Raw genomic sequence first — 26,592 nt, 5'->3', positions numbered from 1 at the left:
GAGGAATTTCTATGCGTGAGAGGTTAAACGTATTGACGGTAGAGCAGCTGCACAAGTTCGAAACGGAGGGATATTTAATTGTAAAAGGGCTCTTCCGCCAGGAAGAGCTGTCGGAAATCGAAGCGACGTTCGAGGTGATCAGCCACACTACTATTCCCGGCCACTTTGAGCCGGTGTTAGATGATGAAGATGTCGAACCGCTGAAGCGTTATCCTCGTGTGATGCATCCGCACCGCTTTAATGCAACCGCGAAAAAATACATGCTGCATAAGCCCGTTATGGAGGTGCTAGCCGATTTGTATGGCGAACCGGCACTCGCGGCTCAAAGTATGTTCTATTACAAACCCCCGGGTTCCCGCGGTCAGGCGCTGCACCAGGACAACTTCTACCTGCAGGTCGAGCCGGGCAACTGTATCGCGGCATGGACCGCAATCGATCCGGCTGATGAGCAGAACGGCGGGTTGCTCGTTGTTCCGAAAACAAGTGATTATGAACTGGTGTGCCCGGAGAAAGCCGATTCGAACGAGTCATTTACCACTCACTTCGTGAAGCCGCCCAAGGATAAAAAGGTCCTTCCCGCCATCATGGACAAAGGCGATGTGCTGTTCTTTAACGGCAACCTGATCCACGGCTCTTACCGCAACAAATCCAACCGTTTCCGTAGGGCCTTCATCTGCCACTACGCGAACGCGTCGGCTGCCAAGATCGGTGCATTCTATCGGCCGCTGTTCCGGGAAGACGGTACGGAGATCAATCTCGATATCAATCCGAATGGCGGTCCGTGCGGCGTCGAATTTGAAACGCCTTATCCCCATTGATTTCATTGACCAGCGCACATCATGATGGCGCTGGTCGAGCTGTTTTTAATCCTAATCTTCCCACACATTTTGCAGCGGAAGGCCCAGCTCACTTCGGGCCGCATCCACAACCATCTGAATAAAAGCGGTTTTCTCCATCGTGTAGGCTTCCATGGAATTTGCGTTCTGGGCAGCCACCCTTTTTACTTCGCCGTACTGCGTTACAAGCTCTGGATGACTACGCAAATAATCTCGCAGCAAAATTTCATTTCTCGTATGGAACAAATCATCATACATCATAAGGTGGACATTATGGGTCCACTTTCCTTCCGTACGCATTGCAAATAAATATCTCCCCTGCATTCCGGTTTGAATATGCGGATAGATGACCGGATCGAACCGTGATTCGTAATAGGCGACCGGCCGCAGCGGCGTCAAGCCGACAAAGATGTCGATCACCGGCTTGGATGCCTGCCCGGGAATCGCGGTACTCCCCACATGCTCGATTGCTACCGCTTCGGTACCAAGTCTCGTAAGCAACGCTTCTTTTTCGGATTCAAAAGTTTCCGCCCAGCTTTGCTCATATTCTACAATGGTGATGGTATCCTCCATCACGCTCACCTCACTTTGCTTTTATTAACCTAAGTGGTTTATATAAAAAATGTAAGATTTAATTATATATAAAAAAACAGGCTGATTGGATGATATATCTATTTTTCATTAAATTCGGCTGATTCATTAGGATAAGTGCATATCAACTAAAATTTTGCATTATTTTCGATCATTGGCCCGCGAACCCGCCAGAAATGGAATAACCGTAACCGCCGCTGTTCGAGTACAGGTTCGCCATACCTCTTCGGCAATTGGAGCAGTGGCCGCAAGCTATGAGTGGTTCAACGGCCACCTGATCACCGGGCTCCCTTTGCTGTTCACGATGAATGCAAACCGTTCAAGACAAGACAAATACTATGCTCGGCTGCCTGCGTGGCATTGTCCTCCGTAGGGGGCAAATCGCTGAACACCAGCGTCTACACCTTTGGATCAGCCGCTCGTTATTACCAATTTAGAAGACCAAATTTCCAATAGATATAGCCGCGGCCTTCGCCGCAGCAATGATCCTCGCCTCCGTATGCAGCTCATATTATCTCGCTCTTCTAGTCTTTATCCATTGAGTGATTCGCCTAGTTCTTCCGATCATCTTAGGGAGCAGCATCAATGCGACGATACAAGAAATGATCAAATACATGGTCTGGACTCCCTTTTCTTCCGACAGCATCTGTTCAACACTCGTACCGATCAGCAGAACAGGCTGCTTCGTATCGTCCCCCGGTAAGATGAAGGCTTCCAGCTGGCCTTTGTTAGCCCGGCCAATTACCGTCACCCAATCTCCGGGGGAGACGGCATAATAACCGTAAGCCGTGCCCTTGGGGCTTTCCATCAGCAGTGGACGGGATGAATTTCCTTGGTAAATCAGGGATAATTGTTTTGGTTCAACCGTCGCAAAATTCAGCGGAAGCCAGTCCGTGTAGAACCTGAACCGTTCCGCCTGAACCGTTACTCCGTTTAACTCTGAACTTCCCCATAATCGGTGGCTTCCGTTATCATCCAGCTTGTATTCGCAACCGCCCTTGCCGCATTCCCAGCGGAACGGCTCTTTCTGGAGCAGAGCGTAACGATCCTGAAGCTTGCCTTCGTCCGTGTATGCCGCTTCTCCTCCTGCCTGACCTTCGAGCCGTACATAGCCAGTCGTTTCGGATGTCAACTGATGGACCGGCTGAGCTTTGAATATAATAGCCGTGAGCCGGGCGGAATCCCAATACATTAGAAATGATCCGAGCAGGATGATCCATCCGATCGCTTCCACAATCCGGAACCAGAACCGATCGAAGCGGGTGTCTTCGGATCCTTTGCGGTGTCTTCTCCTATTCTGCTTATATGTATACATACCTGTACGACAGGGTTTATTTTTACGTTGCTTGGCCACGGGTTTATCTCCTCCCCTTGTTAACGATGTCAGAGATGACAATGTTCATATACGACTGCAAGGGACGCGGGGTTTCAGTCGGCATCAGTTCTTGAGAGGATGTGAGATATCCACTAGGCTATCTCGTTTGAATTGTGTATGTATTGTGTTGACAATGTGTTAACATTTTGAATACAATAAATTCACTACGTTAAGGAGGCTTTTGCCAATGGATACCAATCTGCACATCCGTCTATCCAAAGACCTCAAGGAGAGCTTTCAAGAGATTGCGAAGGACAATAACACAGACCCTTCTTCTCTTGTTCGCGACTGGATCGGCAATTATGTAGCTGAGCATCGAGGAACAGATGAAGATACAGCTGCCGAGTTATATTTGGCAGGATACGAATTACAGCAAGCACTTGGAGGAAGAGAACATGTCAGCAAGGAATTCGCCAAACAATTGCAGGAGCAATCCTTGACGAACCAGAAGGAGTTCACACAATTAATCTTGACTACCTATATGGATCTGGATCTTACGATTCCTTCGTGTTTATCCAAGACTTATAAAGGTTACGCTTATTCACAGATGTTTTTGTTGGGCTTGATCGGTGATAAACCTAAGGATTTGGCATAAAGCACGATAGCCGTTCTTTAATGAAGTCTTAGTGACTTCATATATTACCAGCGCATCAGAAACATCCAGCCTTTCCAGCCAGCTCAACATAAAAAACCGTCTACAAGTAGACGGATCGAACAAGAACTCCAAGCTATATCCTTTTCAATTACCATTACAGTGGATTATCAAGTAACCCACTTGTCCTCCAACCGTTCAGCCGGATTTCGAGGACTTTTTTGTTTTTTTGGACCGCATTTTCCGGATCCCGTGCATGCAGAACAACAGCAGCGGGAATATAAATCCGATCGTAATTGTATAGGGTATCCAAGTCTTTGTATCCCATTCTACCTTGAATGGAACATTGGGATATATGAAGACGGAAACCGCAGCCAAAATCCAGCCTAGCGGCACGACCAGCGGCTGATAATTTTTGATATTAAATATCTGGCTTACGCCGATCGCAATGGCATAAAAATACAAGGAGATACGGAAAAATAAAGTGATAAACCACATCACCGCCATGACTGCTTCAATACGCTGAAGAAAATTGCCGATATTGATTTTTTTGGCCAGCATATAGCTGGGATACAGATTTCGTGCCGTAATGTCCGGACCCAAGACCAATATCGCTAATCCAATAATCGTAAAAAGCACCCCCGCACCGAATAGGCTTCCGATATATACGGCCTTGTAAGCCTCTGCCGGTCGGTTAACAGCCCCCGGATAGATGATCATCAACACGATGTGCGGCAAAAACGCAGTACTAACAAAAGAGATTGCGGCCTGGAGGATAGGGTGGGCCCCCGATTCGAAAACGGGAAGTGCATTCTCCCATTTAATCTCCGACAATAATAAAATGCTCATGGACAGAAACAGAAGAAGAAACCATGGAAACAGCATCTCCGCTGATCTGGCCAGCACTTCCAGCCCTAACCGCACCCCCAAGACAACAAGGGCCCCGAAGAGGAAAATGATCGCCTGAACCGGGGTTTCGGGCAGCATTTGGATGGTCATGAAGTCGCTAATTTCGTGTAACACTGAAGCGGGACCACTTAGGAGCAATGTAATTAAAAACAGAAAGTTTACCGTTTTGCCTATCCATTTTCCTAAAAGTTTCTCGGACAATTGCATCAAATTGGTTTCCGGATACTTTTTAGACAATTGCAGCTGCACCGCCAAGATGATGAATCCGAGACCGATCCCAACCAAAGCGGCTATCCAAGCATCTTGCTTAGCAATGTTAGCCGTACCCGAAGGAACGATAAGAATAGCGCTTCCGATCGTATACATAGCGGTTAAAATGCTGACCTGGCGCAACGAAATTTTGACTACGGGCATCTTTCCTGCTCCTTTTCTTAGTGGGTCAAACCGATGATAGAAAGCCAATCACTGAACGGCTTGAATACGATGGTTATCATAATCAGAGGAGTTGGAATATCGTTCATGACCGTTTGGGCCACACTAATTCCAATGCCAACGATCATGAATACCGTAAACCCCCAGATTTCCCTAATTTCTTTTTCCCGGAGCATCCTCGGCAGCTCCAGCCAGGTTAAGATGGTGGCTGAAATTGCAATAATCGCGATATTCAGCATCAATTCGCCTCATTCCTTTAGATCATTTAGAAAAGAATCATTGGTTGTTCCGGTTCGCCGTATTTTGTAATCCACTTGAATATGGGTCTCGAGGTTCGGAAAATATCGGTCGTTCCATGCGTCCTCCATTTCTTTCCATGCCTTCGGATGCGAACGGCGAAAAGCCTCCCCGAATCCGAATATGTCGACTTTAAACTCAGTTTGCACTTTATTGATAACGGACTCCAAGCCTTGGGTTATTTTTTCTTCCATTTCGACTTCGAGATCCTTCACGGTCGCAGGTTGAGACAGATCCAAGCCGCTGCACTCCACTGCACCAATATTTCCCTCCAAATTAATTCGGATATCCATTGCAGGACGGGATTCGATGATTTTCCCCTTCAACTTGGCATCGGTCCTCAGCGTCTCCACGATAACCTTTCCGTCATTCCGACAGGGAACAAAAGCTACAGAGCTTTTCACGTGCCCCCTTATGAGTCGATAACCTCTGCTATCCTTCTCGTTTAACCAGCCAATCAGTTTGTCAAATTTGAAAACGGCAAGCCCCGAATATTTCAATTGACTCGGTGTATCGATATTTTCTACGTTTTTCTTCGTTTTTCCAAGATCCCGATTCCCTGTTATCACCAGTCCTGTAAGCACGGGGTGTTTCCCGTTGCTGGTAATATCACTTATCAATTGATCCAGTGTCACAGCCATGCTGGGTGACCAAACCTTCTCCGAGATTTGCAGGGAATCGTAAAGTTTATTGGCAGGAACTGTTTCCATGGACGTCATGATTTTCAAAGTTTCCTCCGCCGTTGCTCCTTTGGTAATAACCAGGTAGAAATCGGGTCGGAATTCGTGATCCCTGGACAGAAGGTCCAGAACTTTGGCTATCCCTTCCCTTGCCATCGCCTCATCCATCAGAAACATCCGTAAATGGGAAAAATAAATTTTTCGCGGGCTAATCTGGGTTATTCTCCTGGCCGCCTCAAATATGGTATCGCCTTCAGCCGTAAAAAGTGTAGCAGGCGCTTGGGGACTTCCGCTTCTTTTGGCGGTAATCTGCCCGGGAATAGCGACTTGGACCGATAAACGGTAGCGGCCGTCCACCCAATCAACCCCTGCGGCTACCGCTATGGCCAATTCGTTCAATTCTCTGCGGTTCCAGCAACCGCTTAAAAGAAGAGTGATGACGATATGTAGGAGAATCAACGCCAATATCCGTTTCATCCAATGTTCACTCGCTTTCCCGCTGGTGTGCATTCATCTATTCCCGCGATTTTTGGGGAGGTGTGCTTGTTTTGCGCTTTTCGTTGTTCTGATTGATCAGTCGGGGACGGTTCATCAGCATCCATTGTGGCAGCCGCAATATCGTATCTTTTTGCCCTTCCGGAATTAACGGCGCGAAAGGCGACATATACGGGATTCCGAACGAGCGGAGGCTGCACAAATGCAGAATAAGAGCGATAATCCCGACAAGGATGCCGAACAGGCCGAATGATCCGGCAAGCGCCATTAACGGAAATCGAAGCATCCGAAAAGCAATGGACATATTGAAAGATGGAACGACAAAGCTGGAAATGGCCGTTATCGCAACCACGATGACCATGGCGGGAGAGATGATCCCCGCTTCGACGGCGGCTTGCCCTATGACCAACGTTCCTACGATGGAAATAGCGGATCCGATATTTTTGGGAAGCCGCACGCCTGCTTCCCGCAGAATCTCGAAGGTGACCTCCATGAGGACGGCCTCGACGAAGGCGGGAAACGGAATTTGCTCACGTTGTCCAGCCAGCCCGAACAGGAGCTGGGTCGGCAGCATTTCGTGATGAAACGTGGTTATGGCTACATAGAGGGAAGGCCCAAGCAACGAAATGAATATGCTCAGGTAGCGCAGCATCCGCAGGAATGAACTGATATCCGCGCGCTGATAGTAATCTTCCGCAGCATGCAAGAAAGACACAAATAGGGCCGGAACGATCAGAACAAATGGGGTGCCATCTACGATAATAGCGATTTTGCCTTCAAGCAGCTCGGACGCGACCACATCGGGACGTTCGGTATTATAAATCGTGGGAAATGGAGTCAAGGTCTTATCCTGCACCAATTCCTCGATATATCCGCTCTCCAAAATGCTGTCCACATCGATTCGTTCAAGCCGGGTTCGGACTTCCCCGACGATCTTCTCGTTGGCAATGCCATCGATGTACATCATGGCGACGTCCGTTTGCGTAATTCGGCCGATCTGCTTCGTTTCCATCCACAGATGAGGATCCTTGATCTTTCGACGAATCAAAGCCGTATTCGTTCGAAGCGACTCCGTAAAGGATTCGCGTGGACCGCGGACGACATTTTCCGCCGACGTTTCCATGACCCCGCGGTCCTTCCATCCACGTGTACCTGCTGCGATGCCTCGGTCCAATCCATCTACCAGAAAAATGGTGTCCCCCGACAATAAGGAATGGAACAACTTTTTATAATCATAAATGGACTGAATCTCATTATTGATAAAGGAAATGTTTTCTAATATCTTTTGCCCATCGAATGGCTTCGGATGTTCCGTATCTTCCCTCACCAGGGATTTAGCAGTGTCAGCTACGACCATCATGATGGATTCCGAAATGATCTTTTGGTCGGCCAAGCCGTCCGTATAGAGGATAGCGATATAGTGTTTCTCCTCTTCATCCAGCGGAATTTCCCTGATCACGATATCAGTACTGTTGCCGAGGGCTGCTCTGATATGGTTTAGACTACTTTTTATATCCGGACTTAAAGCATCGGGATCTGTTGTCGAAGTATTAGCTGGTAGGGTATCTTTGGTTCTATTTTTGATGGAATGGCCGCTTCTTCTTCGATACCGCATGGGAATATCCTTCCTCTCACAGATGCTATTCCCACATTATTACCGAAGAAAACCAGCTGTAAACTTCATACACTTCAGCTCTTTATACCAGAAAACGCTGAGGCCTATTTGGCTCATCAAAAAAAGAAGATAAACCTGTGAAATCCGGGATTATCTTCTCATATGGATTTTAGACTTCGAATAACTATGAAGAATAATTTTTGTTCTCAATCACGATTACGGACTCCGTACCGGACCTGGCGGCTGCGGTCTGTTTGGTATGTAGAACAAGTTCACGGATAATACCGCAGCATTTCTTTGCACCTGCCACTAATAGCGGATCGCCGACAAAACCCAATTTTAATCCTCTGGACAAAAATCCCCCGATCGTCATGACCAATGGAACAGTAGGCGAAGTGTTGGAAAACACAATAGGTTCCGTGTTCTGATATTTGTCTTGAAGAATGAGGCTTAAATTTTTTAAAGCTGGAATGACTAGCTTAGATGAGCCCCGTCCAATGGTGTACACCGGATTCCCATTCTCATCCAGTCCGTGGAAAACGAGTTTGCCCATGTCGGACCTATTTAGTTTATTGAAATAGTCAACGGCCAGAATTTCCTCGGTTGTAAGCTGCCGATTCGTAGGTAATTTATTGAGATGGTACGCTGCTGCCAGTGAGGTCGTATGCGTTCCACCGTAATCATTATAAATAAATATCATTTCATCAACCCGCCTTCATTATGTAATGAGCTTATTATTCCCCATTAATCTATATCCATTCCTCCCCATCACATATTTTGCTAGATTAAGCATGTACCGAAAATAAAAAAAAGCCCTGATCATCAGGGCTTTTTTGCATTATGAATTATGATATGGATATAAACTTAGTCCAAGTAAACGGCTTTGCCGAGTTTGGCGGATTCGTATAGAGCTTCCAAAATCCGAGACACAACATAAGCTTGTTCTGGGGTTACGACAGGATCCTTATCCTGATCAATCGCCTCGATCCATCTTCTCATCTCAACATCCGGAGCCTGCTCCTGCTTCCCGTCATAGAACGCCACTCCGCCGGAATTCAATTCGATTTCGTTAGTGTACAGACGACTGAACTTCTCGCCGTTGATGCGAAGACCGTTCTTCATATCGGCTCCACCTTCCGAACCACTCAGCGTACATTTGGCTTCATCGATATCCAGCGTATTGAGCGCCCAGCTGGATTCCAGCATAATGGTCGCGCCATTCTCCATCACAATCATGCCGAAAGCGGAATCTTCGACAGTGAATTTTTCCGGATCCCATGGTCCCCAAGCGTTTGCCGCGTTCTCCTTGCGGGACAACTCATGGTATGTGGTACCGAGAACAATCTTCGGTTTGTAATTATCCATCATCCAGAGGGTCAAATCGAGAGCATGCGTACCGATATCGATAAGCGGACCACCGCCTTGTTTTTCCTCATCCAAAAATACGCCCCAAGTCGGAACAGCTCTTCTTCGTACGGCATGAGCTTTGGCAAAATAAATATTTCCGAGTTCACCGGCTTCGCATACTTGTTTCAGGTAAAGACTGTCTTGGCGGAAACGGTTATTGTATCCGATTGTCAATTTCTTGCCGGTGCGTTTCGCGGTTTCCATCATCCGCTTGGCATCCGCAGCCGTTTTTGCCATCGGTTTTTCACACATAACATGCTTACCTGCTTCAAGCGAAGCAATGGAAATCTCGGCATGCGAGTCATTAGGCGTCAGAACATGAATGATATCGATGCTTTGATCCTGCAGCAACTCCTTATAGTCGCCGTACACTTTAGCTTCCTCAATACCGTACTTGCTAGCCGCGGCTTCTGCCTTTTCTAGGACGATATCGCAGAATGCCACGAGCTCCACGTTGTTTAATCTGCTTAAGCTCGGCAGATGCTTCCCGTTTGCGATTCCGCCACAGCCGATAATTCCAATACGATAAACTTTAGACATAAATCATCACCATCACTTTTCATTAATTTTTTATAACTTCAAATATAAAGTCCTGCCTATCCATAACGCTATAAAGAGCAGGCGGGCTTATATGTATGTAATTCTGCCACAACATCTCTTGGGTCTCTGGATATAAACTTAGCTGCCATGACATCCACATATAAGGTATCACATCTTACTCATTTTTTTAGTCCAACTATGCGACAAATCATATATAAAATTACGACATTAATCTGAATTGCAAAGAACCGCACAGAATTTACTCTGCAGTTTAATAAAGAAGTACGTATCAAGCAGCTGGAATTTCCATGCTGGAGAAACGAGCCGGCACTTCCCCAACATGTACTGGTCTATGCGACAAGCCGGAATGTTTAAAGTTCCCGTATAGATGTATTGACATAGTAAGCTGCCGGGGGTCTCCCGGCAGCCTACTTATCTTAGGGTATATTAACTTTTCATTCGCGGATCCAATGCATCGCGCAGTCCGTCTCCCATCAGGTTAAAGGCGAGTACCGTCAGCATGATCGAGACACCGGGAAATACGACCGTCCACGGAGCCGTCGCTATAAATTGCCGCGAATCGGACAGCATCTTCCCCCATTCCGGAGCGGGGGGCTGGGCGCCCATCCCCAGAAACCCGAGTGCTGCGGCTTCGATGATGGCTGTTGCGATGCCCAGCGTGCCTTGCACGATAATCGGAGTCAGACTGTTTGGCAGTATGTGATGCCATAATATACCGCGGTTCTTCATCCCAATCGCCTGCGCAGCAGTGATGTATTCCTCGTTCTTCAAGCTAAGCACCTTGGCCCGAACCAATCGGCCATAGGTCGGTATGTTGACTATCGCGATCGCGTATAGCGCATTTTGCAGCGAGGGCCCCAGTATGGCTACAATCGCAATTGCCAGCAGGATACTCGGAAACGCCAACAAAATATCGAAAATACGCGAGATCAACATATCCATCCATTTCCCGTAAAAACCCGCGAGCAACCCAAAAAACGTTCCCAGGATGATGGAGCCAATCACGGAAAAAGTACCGACCCACAATGAAATACGAGCCCCGTGCAGCACCCGGCTGAGTATGTCACGCCCCAGATCATCTGTCCCGAACCAATGCTCCACAGATGGGGGCTTTAACCGATCGGTCAGCTCTTGGGCTTTATAATCATAGGGTGCAATAAGCGGCGCAACGAGTGCAATAACAATGAAGGCTACAATCATGAACAGTCCGAGCATCGCCATTTTATTCTTGCGGAAAGCTCCCCACGCATCCCTCCAAGGTTCGGAAACCTTCTCGATGGAGACGGCAGGGCTGTCGCTAGTGTGCGCCATAATCTGTGGCATGGTCACCCCTCCTTACCGGTAGCGAATGCGCGGATCCACTGCTGCATACAGCAAATCCACAATCAGATTAATGAAAACGAATACAAAAGCGATGATCAGAATGCCGGATTGAATCACCGGGTAATCGCGTGAGCTGATCGCTTCATAAATGTACCGTCCTACGCCTGGCCAGGCAAAAATCGTCTCCGTCAATACAGCTCCTCCCAACAGCGCCCCGGTTTGTAAACCGATGACGGTAAGCACCGGAATAAACGCATTTTTAAGTGCATGCTTGTAGACGACAAAAAATTGGGACAGCCCTTTGGCTTTTGCCGTGCGGACATAATCAGAGTTCATGACCTCCAGCATGCTCGAACGCGTCATTCTGGCGATGACCGCCATTGGAATCGTACCCAACGCCACGCTTGGCAGGATCAGGTGTTTGATCACCGTCCACAATTGATCGAATCGTCCGGCGAGAATGCTATCAAGCAAATATAAATTCGTAACGGCTTCAACCGGATCCCGTTGATTCATCCGACCGATCGAAGGCAACCATTGCAGCTCGAGAGAGAAAATCCACTGTTCCATTAACCCAAGCCAAAAGATGGGCATCGATACTCCGATAAGCGCAACCAGCATACTAATGTAATCAAACCATGAGTTTTGTTTCCAGGCGCTTATAATTCCAGCATTAACGCCGAAAATGATGGCAAACGCCATAGCGGCAAACGTCAACTCGGCAGTCGCTGCCAAATAAGGGGTGATTTCCTCGGCAATCGGCACTTTGGTACGGATGGATTGTCCAAGATCACCTTGGAGCAAATCTCCGATGTACGTGAAATATTGCTGGTACCACGGATTATGAAGTCCCAATTGTTCACGGAGAGCTTCCTTGGACTGTTCCGTCGCCTTTTGTCCCAGAATGGTTTCCGCCGGGTCACCAGGGATTGCATGAATAATGGAAAATACAATCATCGTCATACCGATCAAAACAGGAACCATGATGAATAATCGCTTTAAAATATAGGATTTCAAAATAATTCACCTGCCAAAGACAATGTGGTACAACCCGTTATTCAAAGTAGACGTTATAGTAATACTCTGTGCCGGTTGGCGCCGGTACGAATCCCTTCACATTTGCTTTGGCCGCCAGGAGAGGTGTCGTATGCACAAGCGGAACCCACGGAGCATCGACTTTTATGATGTCTTGTGCTTGTTTATACAGCTCTTCTCGTTTGGACTGTTCGGTTTCTTTTTGAGCGGCAATCAAAATCTCGTGCAGCTTATCATTGGCATAATAGCTGTAGTTGTTAGACGGAATGGCGTCTTTATCAAGCAGCGTGTACAGAAAGTTATCCGGGTCGCCGTTATCGCCCGTCCAGCCGAGCATAAAGATGTCGGCTTTCTCCCCGGCTTTTGCATCGTCCAGATAAGTAGCCCATTCTGGAGATTCGATCTTGACCTTTACCCCAATTTTCTCAAAATCGGCTTGAATGACCTCGGCTACCTTTTTGCCATCCGGCATGTACGGACGGGGAACCGGCATGGCATAGAACGTGTACTCATCAGGCAAACCGTTCGGGTACCCCGCTTCGGCCAGTAACTGCTTCGCCTTTTCTAAATCGTATTCATAATCCTGAATGCTGTCGTTATACCCCCACAGGGAAGGCGGCAATGGATTTACAGCCGGGATGGCTTGACCAGCGAAGAAGGCCTCAATAATCGCCTGTTTGTTGACGGCATGGCTTAATGCCTGCCTTACTTTCACGTCATCAAAGGGTTTTTGCTTTAGATTGAAGCCGACATAACCTACATTATTAGAAGGGCGTTCGATTTTTTGCAGATTCGGATTGCCTTCGAGCGTGGCCAAGTCGTCCGGGCTCAAATCTTCCATCAGATCGATTTCCCCGCTTTGCAGCGCATTGAAGCGTGCAGAGTTGTCGGGAATAGAGCGTACAATCACTCTGTTTAATTTTGGAAGCTCTTCTCTCCAATAGCTTGGATTTTTCTCCAGGGTAATTGAATCGTTGCGCTTCCATTCCTTAAAGACAAAAGGTCCGGTGCCAACCGGTTCGTTTTTGAAGTTCTCCTTCTTCTCTTGAATGGCCGCAGGGCTGGCTATGCCGAAGGAGGACATCGCCAGATTTTGCAGAAACGGTGCTTGCGGTTGATTCAGCGTAAATTCAACGGTATTCGCATCGACTGCTTTCGCTTCTTTGATGATGCGTTTTCCGTCGGGGCCGAACATGGAGTCGTAGTAGTCGAAAGAGTCACCTTCAAATTTGTACTCACTTTTTGGATCCGACCAGCGGGTAAAGTTAAAGACGACGGCATCGGCGTTAAAATCGGTTCCGTCATGGAATTTCACGCCTTGACGAAGCTTGAAGGTGTACTTCAGGCCGTCTTCGGAAACCGTCCAGCTCTCGGCTAGTGAGCCTTGAACTTCGGTCGTTCCTTCCTTATATTCCAGCAAAGAGTCAAACACCTGATGCGTGATTTTAAGCGATTCGCCGTCTGTAACGATTGCGGGATCCAGGGATGCGGAATCGCCACCCCGCCCGACAATTAATGTATCCTGTGTGGACTGTGGCGGGTTTGCCGTTTCTGTTTTCCCCCCCGTATCCGTTCCTGTTGCACCGTTATTGCTGCTGCCCTTACTTCCGCTGCATCCGGCAAGGATAACAACTCCGCACAACATCAATGCCAACACGACACTGCTCCAACTTTTCACTCTCATATTGTGGCTCCCTTCTTATTACAAAAGTATCTTTGTTTATATAAGGCCCGGACGACTTGTCCCGGCTATAAACCAGAAAGAAGAAAAGTGCTGCAACAATTGTTAGTTAATGGGTACCAGTCGGTCGAATTATACGGCTCTTCCGGTAGCATCCGATCCTGTGAACAAATGGCAGGCCGTCAGATGGCCAGGCTCCGTTTCCGTAAGCTCGGGGCGCAACGTTTGGCAAATATCCATCACCATCGGACAACGGGTGTGAAAAGCGCAGCCGACCGGCGCGTTTGCCGGACTCGGCACTTCACCCTGCAAAATAATCCTCTCGGTTTTGATATCGGGGTCAGGCTCAGGGACTGCAGAAAAAAGCGCTTTCGTATATGGGTGCTGCGGTGTTTCGTAAAGCCTGTTCTTATCGGAAATCTCCACGATTCGGCCAAGATACATAACGGCGATACGATCGCAAATATGCTTCACCACGCTTAGATCATGTGCGATAAAAATATAGGTAAGTCCAAACTCCTCCTGCAGATCCTGCAGCAAATTGATAACCTGCGACTGAATGGACACATCGAGTGCCGACACGGGTTCATCCGCAACGATCAGCTTCGGCTGCAGCGACAAGGCCCTGGCGATGCCGATCCGCTGCCGCTGACCGCCCGAGAATTGGTGCGGGTAACGCTGGAGATGGCTGTGCGACAAACCGACGACTTCGATCAAGCGACTGATAAGGTTACGCCGTTCTTTTGCGTTCCCTACTCCATGCACGATGAGCGGTTCCTCCAATATCCGCTGGACGGTATGCCGTGGGTTCAGGGAAGAAAATGGGTCCTGAAAGACGATTTGCATATCTTTGCGCTGTAAGCGAAGTTCTTCGGGAGATAATGAAGTAAGATCCTGTCCATTAAACTGGACCCTGCCGGCCGTCGGTTCGATTAGCCGCAGGATCGAACGGCCTGCTGTCGATTTACCGCATCCGCTTTCACCCACCAAACCAAACGTCTCTCCTTTCAGCACGGAAAAGGAAACGTCATCGACTGCTTTGATCACTTGCTGCTCGGATTTTCCGAACCACCGCTTTCCCAAGGAATAGTACTTTTTCAGATGCTCCACCTGCAGCAATGGTTCACTCATATGACTTCCTCCTTCGGAGTTTCATGCAGCCAGCATCGGCAGCTGTGTGCCGCTTCGTATTCTTTCAGTTCAGGAAGCTGTTCGAGACACAGCGGCATGACATCCGAGCATCGCTCGGCAAAGCGGCAGCCCTTCATCCGGGTATTCAATATCGGCACATTGCCTGGTATGGAGAACAGCCGTCTGCGCTGCTCTTTCATTCGCGGAACCGACTTGATAAGACCCCGGGTATAGGGATGAAGCGGTTTTTTGAATATATCGTGCACACTGCCTTCCTCTACAACCTTCCCAGCGTACATGACTGTAACGCGATGACACATTTCTGCGACGACGCCAAGATCATGCGTGATCAACATGACCGCTGTTTTATACTCCTCATTCAAGCATCGGATCAGATCGAGGATCTGAGCCTGGATCGTTACATCCAATGCGGTCGTCGGTTCATCAGCGATAAGCAGTTCCGGATTACAGGAAATCGCCATCGCGATCATGACCCGCTGACGCATTCCTCCCGACAACTGATGGGGGTACTCATCAATGATGGACTCTGGCCTAGCGATGCCAACCTTTCTCAGCATTTCCACGGTATGTACCCTCGCGTTTTTCTTACTAACCCCCCGGTGCAGGCGGACCGTTTCCCCGATTTGCTGGCCCACGGTAAATAGCGGATTTAGCGACGTCATCGGCTCCTGAAAAATCATGGAGATCGCATTTCCCCGAATCTGACGCAACTCGCGTTCTTTTAACGGGACGATATCCTGTCCCTTGAATAAGATCGAACCACCGGTAATTTTGCCTGGAGGCTGTGGAATCAGTTTCAAAACCGACAGCGATGTCACGCTTTTGCCACAGCCAGATTCACCAACGACGCCAAGCACTTCTCCAGGTCTAACATAAAGGCTCACACCATCGACAGCGGGAATTTCACCTCGGTCTGTAAAAAAGTGTGTGTGCAAATCTCGAATCTGCAAAATGGGTTGACTCATATCACAGCCTCTTTTCTGTAAAAAGATAGATTTTGCAGCCCTCCGATAGATAAGACATGCGCGGAAGCACCTAATACAGAAGACAATCCTATGAAACTTTGAGTGAGTTGTTCCAGTCGATTCGACTTATCTAACCACAGCCTCTAACCTTTCGACTGAAATCAACATATTAATTGATCTGTGGTCAATTGATATGTCAAAATTTCTGAAATAAAACCAAATATTGCTTGTTTGATATGTTACTTTACATCATTTTTTCAGGTTAGACAAGAAATATTTACTAGTTTTACTATGTTATGTTTATGGAATATTTAGGTTAAACTCCAGAATATAGAACAAGCATTGGACTAAAAGTTAACAACCAAGCATCATGATTCTAGTGAATTCATTTGGTGAACATGGATTTAATTAATCAATTTAGATCACACCCTGTATTCCAGTGAAAAATAAAAAAAGTATTTGATCAGAGATCAAATACTTTTAGTCATTCAAAGATACTCTACCATGTAGCATGAGGGTGCCTGCGCATGGATTCAACCCTATGGGAATCAACCTGCAACCCCAAACTCCGAAGTGCCATAAGCACAGCGCCGGCAGCGGCCGATAATTGGGGGTTCCGGTATTCATAATGTTTGTTTATGCCCGATTGCAAGCTGCTCATTAGTTTTGACTTCATATAAGCGCAGTTTATGACACTGCCGATCCCGGTTACCGATACATGATCTGACTCAAAGAATGAACCTAGAATCTCAACACCTACCATGATTTGCTTCATGGCTTCATCGCACACGCTCCGAGCTAATCGGCTTCCGACTTCAGCTGCAGTCGTGATAAGAGGAGCCATCTCCCCGAACTTCTTGTCTCGCTCTTGTCGATCTTTAATAAAACCCAAAGACGCCAACATTCGAAGTTGATCCCTATTTTCGACTCCCCAAAAGGATTGAATTTCGCGGACCAACGATTCATCGGATGGATGGATTTTCCCGGCCAATATTTGATACACAGCATCATAAGACAGAAATCTCGCAGCGCTGGCGGCATAATGATGGAAATCCACATTTCTAATAGGAATCCCTTGTTCGGTTATTCCCAGAATCATGGACCCCGTCCCCGACACAACAACGATTCCTGGATTGCCCATGAATGCACCTGCATGCGCGACAAGAGAATCGTTCACGTACCATTTCGGACAATCGAGTCCTTCAATAGCGGTTAAACGAGTTACCCACTCCATGTCTTGATCCGACTCGTAACCCGCTATTCCCGCATATAGACCCTTGACTTGATCTACGCCGCAGCTCGCCAGGGCAAGTGACGATCGTATGGTTTGTTGAACATTCTCGTGCGCATGGCTGTCTTTATGGATCGAGGAGGCTCCGCCAACGGCATAGGAGAGAACATTTCCATTCAAATCGCTGACCATGACGCGCGTCTGCGAGCCGCCTCCATCAATTCCAATCACAACTTCATGCTTCATATCCAAAACCTCCCGGGTTTTTCATTGCTAACGGCTTATAAAGCCGGAGCTGACCCTCCATCAATATTGATGGAAGTTCCAGTAACATATGAGGCAGCATCGGATGCCATAAATACGATAACTTTTGCCGCTTCTTGCGTGTTTCCAATACGTCCAAACGGAATCCTGTGGCGCGTGTCCCGCGCGTACTGTTCCCATGTGAGTCCGGGTTCTTCCCGTTTCCATCGCTCTTCAAGCTGTGCGCTGCGGATCATTCCGATACATACGGTGTTTACTCTGATATGGTCTGGTGCCAGATCGAGACTCATAGCCTTGGTCATGGCTTGCCCCGCTGCACGGCTGACACTGCTGGGCATGGACCCAGCAGGCGGTGTTTTGGCCCAGGATGTCGTGACATTAATAATCGCACCTCCCCCGGACTCTCGCATGTGAGGGACGGCTGCACGTGCAAATCGAATCGCGCCAAACAGCTTGAGATCCAGATCGGATGCCCATTGTTCGTCATCGATCAGCTCAAATGATTTCGCAGCGGCGGTTCCGGCATTGTTTACCAGAATATTAAGCTGTCCATAATGCTGCACCGTATCGTTCACCGCTCGCATGCAGTCCTCAGGTTTCGTGACATCCGCTGCTATGGTTAGCACTTCGAAATCCGCTGCTTGCCGGATATGGTCTGCCGCAGTCTTTAACTGCTCCTCGTCCCGTGCACAAATAGCAACCTTGGCACCTTCGAGCGCAAACGTTACCGCGGTTTCAAGCCCTATGCCCCTGCTCCCTCCGGTAATCAACACGACCTTTCCTGTCAGTCCCAAATCCATGATCTATCGGCTCCTTTACCATGCTTTATCAGACAATTACTACTAAAATAGCTTCAACATCGAGAAGGAGTTTCCCTCTTTCCTGTCAGGACATCAAAAAAGCCGCGATAAATTCGCGGCTTGATGATCACTTCTTTATTGGTCTCCAAAATCATGATTGGATTCTCTTCTTGCAAAATCAACGAACTGAAACTTATCCAATCGATGCCTCGATTCCGTATACTGGAAGAGTGTGGTATCTTCCAAATGAACGTATCCCCGGACTACGACAACATGGGTATCGTTTCCAAGATCCATATAGGACTGGTCCATCGTTGTAGCTCGTTCAACGGAAATTATTTTTTTCGAGTAGCTGATTTTCAGATGGAGCTCCTGCTCCAGGTATTGATAGATCGAATCCCCAGTAATATCTCTCGTTAGACCCGTTACGATGTCGGCAAGCAAATAATCGATATCGAGAATGATGCGCTCCCCTTCGATTTCCCTGGCACGTATCACCCTCCATACAAGTTGGTCCGGTCGAATTTGAAGCTCTTTCGCTATACGCTCTCCGGCCGGAACACATTCCGTCTCATATACAAGCGTTCGGCTCTTTCGGCCTAACCGTTCCGCAAGCTCTTTATAACTGACAAGCCCCGTTACCGGGAAGTTCATTCTTCCTGTATCCAGCACAAATGAACCTTTGCCTTTTACCTTGTGAATATAACCGTTTTGAGCCAGCAAATTGAGTCCCTTACGTACCGTTTCCCTTGTAATTTGATAGGTGGCCGTAAGCTCGTTTTCCGAGGGCAGCTTGCTGCCGGGTTGAAGAGCGCCGGTTTCAATTTGGTCAGCATAATCTTTGTATAGCGTCCAATAAATGTTGTTCGTCATCCCTTTATCACCATCAGCTATTGTACCATTTTCCAGCAGCCATTACATGTTACATAAGAACCTGTCAAATTCCATTACCAAGAGTCACTTGAAGCACTCGCGTTTCACCTGGCAACGCTTCGCCTTCATACTCCGTAACCTTCTGAACCTGTTCTTGGCCGTCTGGAATAATGATCGGCGTAATGACGGGTAAACCGGCTTCCTGAATCCGATTCATATCGAATTCAAGCAGCAGCTGCCCTTTGCTTATGTCGGCACCTGTTTCCACGTGAGCCGTGAACCCCTCTCCTTTTAAGGAAACCGTGTTGATTCCGACGTGAATCAGGACCTGAACCCCGTTCGTATCCGTCAAAATAATCGCATGTTTACTCTTCTTGATCAAATGCGCGACTTGACCGTCAAATGGAGCGTACACTTTCCCTTCCGACGGGATAATGGCAACACCTTGACCCATCTGATTCTCGGCGAAAGCAGGGTCGGGTACCTCAGACAAGGAAACCACCTTCCCTTTGATTGGTGCCATGATATCTACTGCGGCTTTTTGGGCAGGTTCCGTAATTGAACTATTCTCTGTTTCCGATGACTCGAATGACTCAGATTGACGACTGTCGTTCGATTCCGTCATTACTGCTTGATCACTTGCGACGTTGCCGGCAGCGTTCTCTTTCGCTGTATGTCGATGCTGCTTGGACAAATGGTAACGCCCGAACAACAATGTCCCCGTGAACGGAATGACCAATACAATCGCCATGCCAATGAAGAAGACGCCCCACTGGTTAGGGAATATGGACAGGAATCCCGGAATGCCCCCCACGCCGATCGACGAAGCCAGAACGTTGTTCACGGCCAGCAGCACGCCGGCAATCCCGGATCCAATCATACCGAAGATAAACGGATACTTATAACGAATGTTAACCCCGAAGATGGCTGGCTCCGTTACCCCCAAGAAGGCAGAGATGGAAGATGTAACGGCAAGTCCTTTGGCCTTCTGTTCCTTCATGATAAACATCATGGCTAGCGCTGCGGCCCCTTGCGCAATATTAGATAACGCCAGCATCGGCCACAAGAACGTTCCCCCTTCACTGCCGATGAGCTGAATGTCCACCGCAAGGAACGTATGATGCATCCCCGTAATGACAAGGAGTGCATACAGTCCGCCGTAGATCAGGCCACCCAAGGCTGCAAAGGAATCAAAAATGCTGACAAGACCTGAAGTGAGGACGTTACCAATGGCAAACGTGATCGGTCCCACTAGAATGAATGCAAGGAACCCGGTCACGAGCAGAGCTACTGGCGCCACGACAAGCAGCTTAATGGAATCATGCACCCGTTTGTTCAGAAACTTCTCGATTTTGGCCAAAATATAAGCGGAAACAAGAACAGGCAGCACCTGGCCTTGATAACCGATTTTCTCCATTTCAAAGCCGAACAGATTCCAGACGGGAACCGTGCCTTCCAGCTTGGCATCCGCATATTGATAAGCGCTAAGCAGATCCGGATTTACCAGGATCAGGCCTAGTACAATCCCAAGCAGCGGGTTGCCGCCAAACTGTCTTACTGCCGACCATCCGATCAGGACGGGCAGGAACGTAAAGGCGGTGCTTGCAATTAGATTTATAATGGAGGCTACGTCTGCCCACTCGGGATGGACCTGAATCAACGATTGACCTTCATAGAAAATACCCGGTCCTGTAAGCAGATTGTTAATGCCAAGCAGCAAACCTGCCATGACAATCGCCGGCAGGATGGGAATAAAAATGTCCGCAAGCGTCTTGATCGCTCGCTGCAGCGGATTTTGCTTCTTACTCGCAATGTTCTTCACTTCATCCTTCGATACTCTTGCTCCGCCGGTGATGTCCATCATTTCATTGTAAACCTGGTCGACAAGACCCGGTCCGATCACAACCTGAAACTGTCCCTGGGACGAGAATTGCCCCTTCACCAAATCATTCTCATCTAGGGCTTTGGAATCCACCTTGCTGTCGTCCACAAGGGCAAATCTTAAACGGGTTACGCAATGCGTAGCGGCTTCGATATTGTCTTTTCCACCGACTGCCTCGACAATGCGCTCCACGTTTTTGCGATCAAGGGCCATAGCTCTTCGCTCCTGACATTATGAATTTAGTTGTTATGGATAAGCCACATATAGGATGCATACGGTCGAAGTGCAACCGTTGGAGTAAGCTCGGGTTCTTCCGTTGTGTTGCCGATTAGCAGCTGAGCCCATCGGATTTCTGTCAGATTCACTAGCTTCTTCTCAGGAAGTTCGAACGATACGTCGCGATCACTGAAATTGGAAATCACAACAAGCGTCTGCTCCTTGTTCTTTCTGGCATACGCATAGATTTCGGGATGGCCTTCATCCAGGCGAACATATTCACCGTCCGTCATCACCGGAATGTTCTTTCGCATTTCAATCAGCTTCCGATAATGATGATAGATCGAATGCAGATCTTCCACTTCAGATTGCGCATTGATCAGCGGATACCGCTCATCGATCTTGATCCAAGGCGTCCCCGTCGTAAAGCCGGCTAGATCGCTGTCATTCCACAGCATAGGCAATCTGGAGTTATCTCGCGAGCGTACCTTGACGATGTGGGCAGCCTCCTCCGGCGTTTTACCCTGTTCCTGGAGAATGGCATACATGTTTAAGGATTCAATGTCCCGAAACTCGGATATATCATTCCAGTTCGGATCAGGCATCCCAATCTCTTCGCCTTGATATACATATGGCGTGCCTTGCAATCCGTGCAGCGTCGTAGCCAGCATTTTTGCACTTTCCGTGCGGAATTCACCATCATTGGTGAACCGGGTCAGCGCGCGCGGCTGATCATGGTTGTTCCAGAACAGGGCATTCCAGCCGCCCCCCTTCTGCATGCCGATTTGCCAATCGGAGAGCACTCTTTTCAACTCCTCGAAATCATAAGGCATCAGCTCCCATTTTTGCCCGTTGGGATAGTCTACCTTCAAATGGTGGAAGTTGAACGTCATGGAGAATTCGTTCTCCTGCGGGTTCGAGTAACGAACGCAATGCTCCAGGGTTGTGGAGGACATCTCACCCACCGTGACGAGATTATAAGGCTTGAACACTTTTTCGTTCAATTCCTTAATGTATTCGTGCACTCTCGGTCCGTCCGTATAAAACCTGCGTCCGTCTCCGGGTGCTACCGAACCGTCATCATTCGGATACGAGGGATCTTTCGATATGAGATTGATGACATCCATCCGGAATCCGCTTACGCCCTTGTCCGCCCAAAAGGTGAGAATATCCACGACTTCCGCACGGACCTTCGCGTTCTCCCAATTCAGGTCTGCCTGCGTTTTGTCAAAAAGGGTCAAGTAATACTGCCCGCTCCCTTCGTCATATTGCCATGCCGGTCCTCCAAACTTGGATTGCCAGTTGTTGGGCGGACCGCCGTCTTCCGCGGGATCCCGCCAGATGTAATAGTCTCGATACGGGTTATTGCGAGAAGACACCGCTTCTTTAAACCATCGATGCTCGGTCGAAGAATGATTCACGACAATGTCGATCATCAGATGCATGCCTCTTTTTTTCAACTCAGCCACAAGCTCGTCGAAATCGTCCATCGTCCCGTATACAGGATCTATGCTGCAATAATCCGCAACGTCGTAACCGTTATCATTTTGCGGAGAAACATACACCGGCTGAAGCCACACAATGTCGATGCCAAGTCCTTTTATATAATCCAGCTTCTCCATGAGCCCGCGTATATCGCCCGTGCCTAGGCCGGTCGTGTCGTTGAAGCTCTTTGGATAGACTTGATAAACCGTCGAAGTTCTCCACCAATCTTGAGACTGGGTTTCTGGGTTCAACATGAAACTTCGTCCTCCTCGCCATCTTGTATATACAGGTTGCATATAGAAAAATCATATACATGTATATACAGGTTGTCAACCGTTTAACATATAATACCCAGAATGATAGCGATTTCAATCATGAAGTGATTTCCGCGACCGGCTCATAAATTTGATCTTACTGGATGTTTGGAGCGCAGGGATAGGTACTTCTGCGTATGGAAGGGTACAATTTTCCATAACGTGCCTGCATGCCGGTAAATTACGAAAGTAACTTCATATTAGGGCAATCGGTGAACTTGGTTAATATTCGATTGTTAAGGATGATGATGCTTTATAACAAAAAAACGAAAATAACCATTCATTTGTATATTTTGACTATAGGCCGCATAAAAAAAGCCGCGTTTTTCACGCGGCTTCTGACGTTTAATCCCACCAAAAATACCATGTATCATGCTTCATTAAATAATCTGCATAATGTCCAACAGACGGAAATCGTTCCAAGACATACTGACAGAAGATAAAATGCTCCCTGGCCAGTTTTAATGCTTCATCATGCGTTTGCGGGCGTCTTCCAGCCTGAAGAATCCAGGTATCTTCCGAAACGGCCACAATTTTAATCTGATACTTCTGCTGAAAATGCTTAAAAATCACCGACTGATACTCGGGCAACGGACATTCGTTATAACCTCCCATTGGAACCCACAGCGGCGCTTCATATCCGGCTTCCGCCGGTAACGTCAACAGGATAACTTGCTCGTCCTCTTCCACCTTTCCCTGTACCCAAGTTGTGTTCCAGTCAAAGGCCTCGGTATCCGATTCGCAAATCTCTTCGTTAAGAATTTCATTGCCCTCCCATAGTAAAGAATAGGTCCGATACAAATCCTCAAAGCTTTTACCTCCTAATTCTTCCGGTTCCAGCGAAATATCCGTATAAGATAATTGCGAAGCTACTATTTTTACAAGTGCATCTTTCAAAGTTAACTGATGAACCAACTCCAGTTCCTTGTTCACATAGGCAGAGAGGGATTCTTCTTCGCATATTTCTTCCATCATTTCCACCAGATTATAACCAGGAACGATGAGAATCTTGTGCTCCCCTTCTTTCATGGCAGGAAGCGTTAAGCTGTCCAGATCTAAAACTTCAATATCACATTCACTTAAATAATGGGAAAGCTCTTCAATCATATGTACTCCTCCATCATGACGGATTTGAAACCAGTATTAGCACTTATCCTTGATTTTACAAATGTTAGAACCATTTTCATAGTCGCAAAAAATCAATATAAAGAGGACGAGCGTAAAACTCGTCCTCTTTATATTGAACAGCCATGTCCAGTGCAGTATTCTATTCATTCACCGTCAGAACCGCCGTTGTTTCGTCTGCCCATTCGCCGACCGGTTTAATCGTATAAGTCGTTCCTGGCTTCAGTTTGCCCTCCTGCGTCAGATCAAACACGCCTACGGCTCCCTTGCGGCTTGAATATTTGTAGGTTGCTATGTGCTTGCCGCCTTCTGCGTCAATCAATTCGATGCTCCGTCCGGAGAAGAGCTCGTCTCCAGGGTCCTCGGATAATGTAATGGAAACGGAACTGTCACTGATCACCTCGGCTCCGATGATATCCAGCGGTTCGAAACTTCCCGCAACGAAAGAAGGTTTTGCAATCTGTGCCCAATCCGAAGTAACGGTATAGGTAACTCCCGGCGTCAGTGTCTGGCCTTCAGGTAAACGGAATTTCGGCTCTTGTTTGCCATCCGTGGACTGGGTGAAGGGTACGTATTTTGCCACGATAGGTTGTCCGCCTGCAGGCGTAATCGTCACTTCTCTGGCTTGACCAGAGGATATGATCTGATAGACTTTTCCATCGGCGCTGTTGTTCTCATCCAATACGAATGCATTGGCTCCGCGGCCTCCGCTATAAGCGGAAATAACATAACCATAGTCAACGACACCATTCTCTTTAAGTGCCTCCAACTCAAACGTATCCTGAGCGACTTGTCTAGCCTCTGTCATGTCCAACTTCGTGCTATTACCTGTAAATATGCCTGCTGTATTCCCTTTATAGGTAAGCGTATAGGATGTACCTGGTTTTTGAACGGAGGTTGGGACGATGTAAGTGGAAATTGAGCCCGTCTTCAAACGCGGCATGTTGGTGATTTCAAGCCCGTTGTTAAATTTAAAATCTTCTTTGGCTTTTGCAAACGCCTCATTATCTGCCGTCAAAGGAGCATCGAAGGTAACGATCATGGTGATGGCATTCAGTGCGCGGACACTCGTGATGTTGGCTTTTTCAGACGGAATTGCCTCATGGGCAATGCTTATTAAGTAGGCAGCTTGACCACGTGTGGTATGGCCTTCCTCAGAATAAAAACGCTTCGCCCATTCATCCACGGACTTCACATCTCGTTTCAGAGCCTTAGATACCATTTGCACCAGGTCGGCATGGGTAACGATTCCCCGAGGATCAAAACGTCCCTCCGGTGCCTGCATAATATCTTGTGCTACCAACTCAGCTGCGTACCGTTCATACCACGCGTTTGAATTCACATCCGTGAAACTTGGCTTTGTATCTCCTTTGCCTTCAAGTCCAAACGCAAGCACAAGCATTTTTGCCAGCTCTGCCCGCGTAATGGGACTGGTTATCCCCATCGTGCCATCCTGGTAACCCTGCATCACGCGAAGCTGGGACAGCACTTGAGTGGCTTGCTCTATATCCTGGGCAACGAGCGGGGCTCCCGCAGCCTCGGTCTGCAGTACATGAAACGGAAGCGAAGCCGTTCCCAGGGCAGCCGCCACCATCATGGCCGCCAGTTTATTAGAATATGTTTTCATTTGTAAACCCTCCCTAAATCGTTGACATATGAACGTTGATCGTCATATCTCCATGATAGAAGAGAGTCCTAAACTCCCAAGAAAGCTGGGATTAAGCGTTTCGAAAACTTTTATTAAAAAATTATAAATTGTTTAGACCGAAAAGCGATAGCCAGCCCCCCACACCGTTTCAATATACTGTGGATTGGATGGATCCAGTTCCATCTTTTCGCGCAGTTTGCGGACATGGACGGTTACGGTTGCAATATCCCCGCTGGAATCCATGCCCCAGATCCGTTCAAACAGTTCTGTTTTGTTAAACACCCGGTTCGGATGGCTTGCCAGAAATTCAAGCAAGTTAAACTCCCGGGTCGTAAACGTGACTTCCTGATTGCGTACGAACACCCTTCGCGCCGATTTGTCGATGACCAAGCCGCGAATATTAATTTCTGAACTTGGACTTGGGCTTTGCTTGCCCATAAGCCTCACATATCTCATCAGATGGGCCTTGGCTCTTGCGACTAATTCGCTCGGGCTGAACGGCTTGGTAATGTAATCGTCGGCACCGAGATTAAAGGCACGAATTTTATCGATCTCCTCATTTTTAGCAGAAACGATCAGAATCGGTACCTCCTTGTTCTTCCTGATATGGCTGCATAATTCATAGCCATTCATTCCGGGAAGCTGCAGGTCGATAATGATAAGATTGTAGTCCTCGTTAAGGGCAAGTTTCAGCCCCTCATTGCCTGTATGGCATAGATCTACCAGAAAACCGTTCAACTCAAAATAATCCCGCTCCAACTGAGCGATCGTTGTCTCGTCTTCAATGATGAGAATGCGTGTGGTCATG

24 protein-coding genes are annotated in these 26,592 nt (G+C 47.8%); 2 read left to right on the top strand and 22 right to left on the bottom strand.

Translation table 11 applies throughout. The features are described 5' to 3' along the window. The first annotated feature begins 11 nt into the window (after positions 1-11). A complete protein-coding gene (locus NYE54_RS15460; protein WP_339272965.1) occupies positions 12-818 on the top strand; it encodes a phytanoyl-CoA dioxygenase family protein in 807 nt (268 codons plus the stop codon). A 51-nt stretch (positions 819-869) separates the two neighbouring features. Here NYE54_RS15460 and NYE54_RS15455 read toward each other — a convergent pair whose 3' ends face one another. The 3 genes from NYE54_RS15455 to NYE54_RS15445 all read right to left on the bottom strand — a co-directional run bounded on the left by NYE54_RS15455 (position 870) and on the right by NYE54_RS15445 (position 2,781). After that, positions 870-1,409, bottom strand: coding sequence for a GrpB family protein (locus NYE54_RS15455; RefSeq protein ID WP_339272964.1), 540 nt, complete (start codon positions 1,407-1,409; stop codon positions 870-872). A gap of 169 nt (positions 1,410-1,578) precedes the next feature. After that, positions 1,579-1,701, bottom strand: a complete 123-nt coding sequence (locus tag NYE54_RS15450) for an alcohol dehydrogenase catalytic domain-containing protein (protein ID WP_339272962.1) — start codon at positions 1,699-1,701, stop codon at positions 1,579-1,581. 237 nt (positions 1,702-1,938) lie between these two features. Then, complete coding sequence (locus tag NYE54_RS15445) at positions 1,939-2,781, bottom strand: hypothetical protein (protein ID WP_339272960.1); 843 nt, start codon at positions 2,779-2,781, stop codon at positions 1,939-1,941. Positions 2,782-2,989: 208 nt separating this feature from the next. On the opposite strand from NYE54_RS15445, the gene NYE54_RS15440 reads away from it, so the two are divergent. After that, positions 2,990-3,397 (top strand): hypothetical protein, encoded by a 408-nt coding sequence (locus NYE54_RS15440; protein WP_339272959.1) that lies wholly within the window; start codon positions 2,990-2,992, stop codon positions 3,395-3,397. Between the two features lie 195 nt (positions 3,398-3,592). On the opposite strand, the gene NYE54_RS15435 is transcribed toward NYE54_RS15440, so the two are convergent. From NYE54_RS15435 to NYE54_RS15345, 19 genes are all read right to left on the bottom strand, one after another. After that, complete coding sequence (locus NYE54_RS15435; RefSeq protein WP_339272957.1) at positions 3,593-4,717, bottom strand: endospore germination permease; 1,125 nt, start codon at positions 4,715-4,717, stop codon at positions 3,593-3,595. A gap of 17 nt (positions 4,718-4,734) precedes the next feature. Then, positions 4,735-4,974 carry a hypothetical protein gene (locus NYE54_RS15430; protein WP_339272956.1) on the bottom strand — a complete coding sequence of 80 codons (240 nt, stop codon included), beginning with the start codon at positions 4,972-4,974 and terminating at the stop codon, positions 4,735-4,737. A gap of 9 nt (positions 4,975-4,983) precedes the next feature. Next, positions 4,984-6,189, bottom strand: coding sequence for a Ger(x)C family spore germination protein (locus NYE54_RS15425; protein WP_339272955.1), 1,206 nt, complete (start codon positions 6,187-6,189; stop codon positions 4,984-4,986). A gap of 37 nt (positions 6,190-6,226) precedes the next feature. Then, positions 6,227-7,822: a spore germination protein gene (locus tag NYE54_RS15420; protein WP_339272954.1), complete on the bottom strand. Its 1,596-nt coding sequence runs from the start codon at positions 7,820-7,822 to the stop codon at positions 6,227-6,229. Positions 7,823-8,006: 184 nt separating this feature from the next. Further along, positions 8,007-8,522: a DUF3189 family protein gene (locus tag NYE54_RS15415; RefSeq protein WP_339272952.1), complete on the bottom strand. Its 516-nt coding sequence runs from the start codon at positions 8,520-8,522 to the stop codon at positions 8,007-8,009. A gap of 164 nt (positions 8,523-8,686) precedes the next feature. Further along, entirely contained in the window at positions 8,687-9,769 is a 1,083-nt protein-coding gene (locus tag NYE54_RS15410) for a Gfo/Idh/MocA family oxidoreductase (RefSeq protein WP_339272951.1), read from the bottom strand. Positions 9,770-10,216: 447 nt separating this feature from the next. Then, entirely contained in the window at positions 10,217-11,113 is an 897-nt protein-coding gene (gene nikC, locus NYE54_RS15405; protein WP_339272949.1) for a nickel transporter permease, read from the bottom strand. Between the two features lie 12 nt (positions 11,114-11,125). Continuing rightward, complete coding sequence (locus NYE54_RS15400) at positions 11,126-12,130, bottom strand: ABC transporter permease (protein WP_339272947.1); 1,005 nt, start codon at positions 12,128-12,130, stop codon at positions 11,126-11,128. A gap of 37 nt (positions 12,131-12,167) precedes the next feature. Beyond that, positions 12,168-13,832, bottom strand: coding sequence for an ABC transporter substrate-binding protein (locus tag NYE54_RS15395; RefSeq protein ID WP_339272945.1), 1,665 nt, complete (start codon positions 13,830-13,832; stop codon positions 12,168-12,170). Between the two features lie 129 nt (positions 13,833-13,961). Beyond that, positions 13,962-14,960, bottom strand: coding sequence for a dipeptide ABC transporter ATP-binding protein (locus tag NYE54_RS15390; protein WP_339272943.1), 999 nt, complete (start codon positions 14,958-14,960; stop codon positions 13,962-13,964). Beyond that, the gene (locus NYE54_RS15385) at positions 14,957-15,946 is read right to left on the bottom strand and encodes an ABC transporter ATP-binding protein (RefSeq protein WP_339272942.1); all 990 of its coding nucleotides are present in this window, start codon (positions 15,944-15,946) and stop codon (positions 14,957-14,959) included. The genes NYE54_RS15390 and NYE54_RS15385 overlap by 4 nt, the downstream gene beginning before the upstream one ends. A 499-nt stretch (positions 15,947-16,445) precedes the next feature. After that, the gene (locus NYE54_RS15380) at positions 16,446-17,423 is read right to left on the bottom strand and encodes a BadF/BadG/BcrA/BcrD ATPase family protein (RefSeq protein ID WP_339272941.1); all 978 of its coding nucleotides are present in this window, start codon (positions 17,421-17,423) and stop codon (positions 16,446-16,448) included. Between the two features lie 35 nt (positions 17,424-17,458). Continuing rightward, the gene (locus NYE54_RS15375) at positions 17,459-18,241 is read right to left on the bottom strand and encodes an SDR family oxidoreductase (RefSeq protein WP_339272940.1); all 783 of its coding nucleotides are present in this window, start codon (positions 18,239-18,241) and stop codon (positions 17,459-17,461) included. 135 nt (positions 18,242-18,376) lie between these two features. Then, a complete protein-coding gene (gene treR, locus NYE54_RS15370) occupies positions 18,377-19,114 on the bottom strand; it encodes a trehalose operon repressor (protein WP_339272938.1) in 738 nt (245 codons plus the stop codon). Positions 19,115-19,178: 64 nt separating this feature from the next. After that, on the bottom strand, positions 19,179-21,209 hold the full coding sequence (gene treP / locus NYE54_RS15365; protein WP_339272937.1) for a PTS system trehalose-specific EIIBC component: 2,031 nt from the start codon (positions 21,207-21,209) through the stop codon (positions 19,179-19,181). A 26-nt stretch (positions 21,210-21,235) separates the two neighbouring features. Continuing rightward, positions 21,236-22,951 carry an alpha,alpha-phosphotrehalase gene (gene treC / locus NYE54_RS15360; RefSeq protein WP_339272936.1) on the bottom strand — a complete coding sequence of 572 codons (1,716 nt, stop codon included), beginning with the start codon at positions 22,949-22,951 and terminating at the stop codon, positions 21,236-21,238. A gap of 405 nt (positions 22,952-23,356) precedes the next feature. Continuing rightward, entirely contained in the window at positions 23,357-24,118 is a 762-nt protein-coding gene (locus NYE54_RS15355; protein WP_339272934.1) for a DUF4253 domain-containing protein, read from the bottom strand. A 160-nt stretch (positions 24,119-24,278) separates the two neighbouring features. Further along, positions 24,279-25,763 (bottom strand): S-layer homology domain-containing protein, encoded by a 1,485-nt coding sequence (locus NYE54_RS15350; protein WP_339272933.1) that lies wholly within the window; start codon positions 25,761-25,763, stop codon positions 24,279-24,281. Between the two features lie 132 nt (positions 25,764-25,895). Next, positions 25,896-26,591, bottom strand: a complete 696-nt coding sequence (locus tag NYE54_RS15345) for a response regulator transcription factor (protein ID WP_339272931.1) — start codon at positions 26,589-26,591, stop codon at positions 25,896-25,898. Between the last annotated feature and the right edge of the window lies 1 nt (position 26,592).

The organism is Paenibacillus sp. FSL K6-1330 (assembly GCF_037976825.1).
GTDB lineage: Bacteria > Bacillota > Bacilli > Paenibacillales > Paenibacillaceae > Paenibacillus_AQ.
Note: the sequence above shows the minus strand (reverse complement) of the source record. Positions and strands in the feature narration are given on the sequence as shown.

Excerpts from the sequence above, each read along its gene's own strand:
- NYE54_RS15380 (WP_339272941.1), bottom strand. The coding sequence starts at position 17,423 with ATGAAGCATGAAGTTGTGATTGGAATTGATGGAGGCGGCTCGCAGACG.
- NYE54_RS15345 (WP_339272931.1), bottom strand. The coding sequence starts at position 26,591 with ATGACCACACGCATTCTCATCATTGAAGACGAGACAACGATCGCTCAG.
- NYE54_RS15410 (WP_339272951.1), bottom strand. The coding sequence starts at position 9,769 with ATGTCTAAAGTTTATCGTATTGGAATTATCGGCTGTGGCGGAATCGCA.
- NYE54_RS15385 (WP_339272942.1), bottom strand. The coding sequence starts at position 15,946 with ATGAGTCAACCCATTTTGCAGATTCGAGATTTGCACACACACTTTTTT.
- NYE54_RS15435 (WP_339272957.1), bottom strand. The coding sequence starts at position 4,717 with ATGCCCGTAGTCAAAATTTCGTTGCGCCAGGTCAGCATTTTAACCGCT.
- NYE54_RS15440 (WP_339272959.1), top strand. The coding sequence starts at position 2,990 with ATGGATACCAATCTGCACATCCGTCTATCCAAAGACCTCAAGGAGAGC.
- treC (WP_339272936.1), bottom strand. The coding sequence starts at position 22,951 with ATGTTGAACCCAGAAACCCAGTCTCAAGATTGGTGGAGAACTTCGACG.
- NYE54_RS15375 (WP_339272940.1), bottom strand. The coding sequence starts at position 18,241 with ATGGATTTGGGACTGACAGGAAAGGTCGTGTTGATTACCGGAGGGAGC.
- NYE54_RS15420 (WP_339272954.1), bottom strand. The coding sequence starts at position 7,822 with ATGCGGTATCGAAGAAGAAGCGGCCATTCCATCAAAAATAGAACCAAA.
- treR (WP_339272938.1), bottom strand. The coding sequence starts at position 19,114 with ATGACGAACAACATTTATTGGACGCTATACAAAGATTATGCTGACCAA.
- NYE54_RS15390 (WP_339272943.1), bottom strand. The coding sequence starts at position 14,960 with ATGAGTGAACCATTGCTGCAGGTGGAGCATCTGAAAAAGTACTATTCC.
- NYE54_RS15460 (WP_339272965.1), top strand. The coding sequence starts at position 12 with ATGCGTGAGAGGTTAAACGTATTGACGGTAGAGCAGCTGCACAAGTTC.
- NYE54_RS15395 (WP_339272945.1), bottom strand. The coding sequence starts at position 13,832 with ATGAGAGTGAAAAGTTGGAGCAGTGTCGTGTTGGCATTGATGTTGTGC.
- NYE54_RS15415 (WP_339272952.1), bottom strand. The coding sequence starts at position 8,522 with ATGATATTTATTTATAATGATTACGGTGGAACGCATACGACCTCACTG.
- NYE54_RS15430 (WP_339272956.1), bottom strand. The coding sequence starts at position 4,974 with ATGCTGAATATCGCGATTATTGCAATTTCAGCCACCATCTTAACCTGG.
- NYE54_RS15425 (WP_339272955.1), bottom strand. The coding sequence starts at position 6,189 with ATGAAACGGATATTGGCGTTGATTCTCCTACATATCGTCATCACTCTT.
- NYE54_RS15355 (WP_339272934.1), bottom strand. The coding sequence starts at position 24,118 with ATGATTGAAGAGCTTTCCCATTATTTAAGTGAATGTGATATTGAAGTT.
- nikC (WP_339272949.1), bottom strand. The coding sequence starts at position 11,113 with ATGCCACAGATTATGGCGCACACTAGCGACAGCCCTGCCGTCTCCATC.
- NYE54_RS15350 (WP_339272933.1), bottom strand. The coding sequence starts at position 25,763 with ATGAAAACATATTCTAATAAACTGGCGGCCATGATGGTGGCGGCTGCC.
- treP (WP_339272937.1), bottom strand. The coding sequence starts at position 21,209 with ATGGCCCTTGATCGCAAAAACGTGGAGCGCATTGTCGAGGCAGTCGGT.
- NYE54_RS15455 (WP_339272964.1), bottom strand. The coding sequence starts at position 1,409 with ATGGAGGATACCATCACCATTGTAGAATATGAGCAAAGCTGGGCGGAA.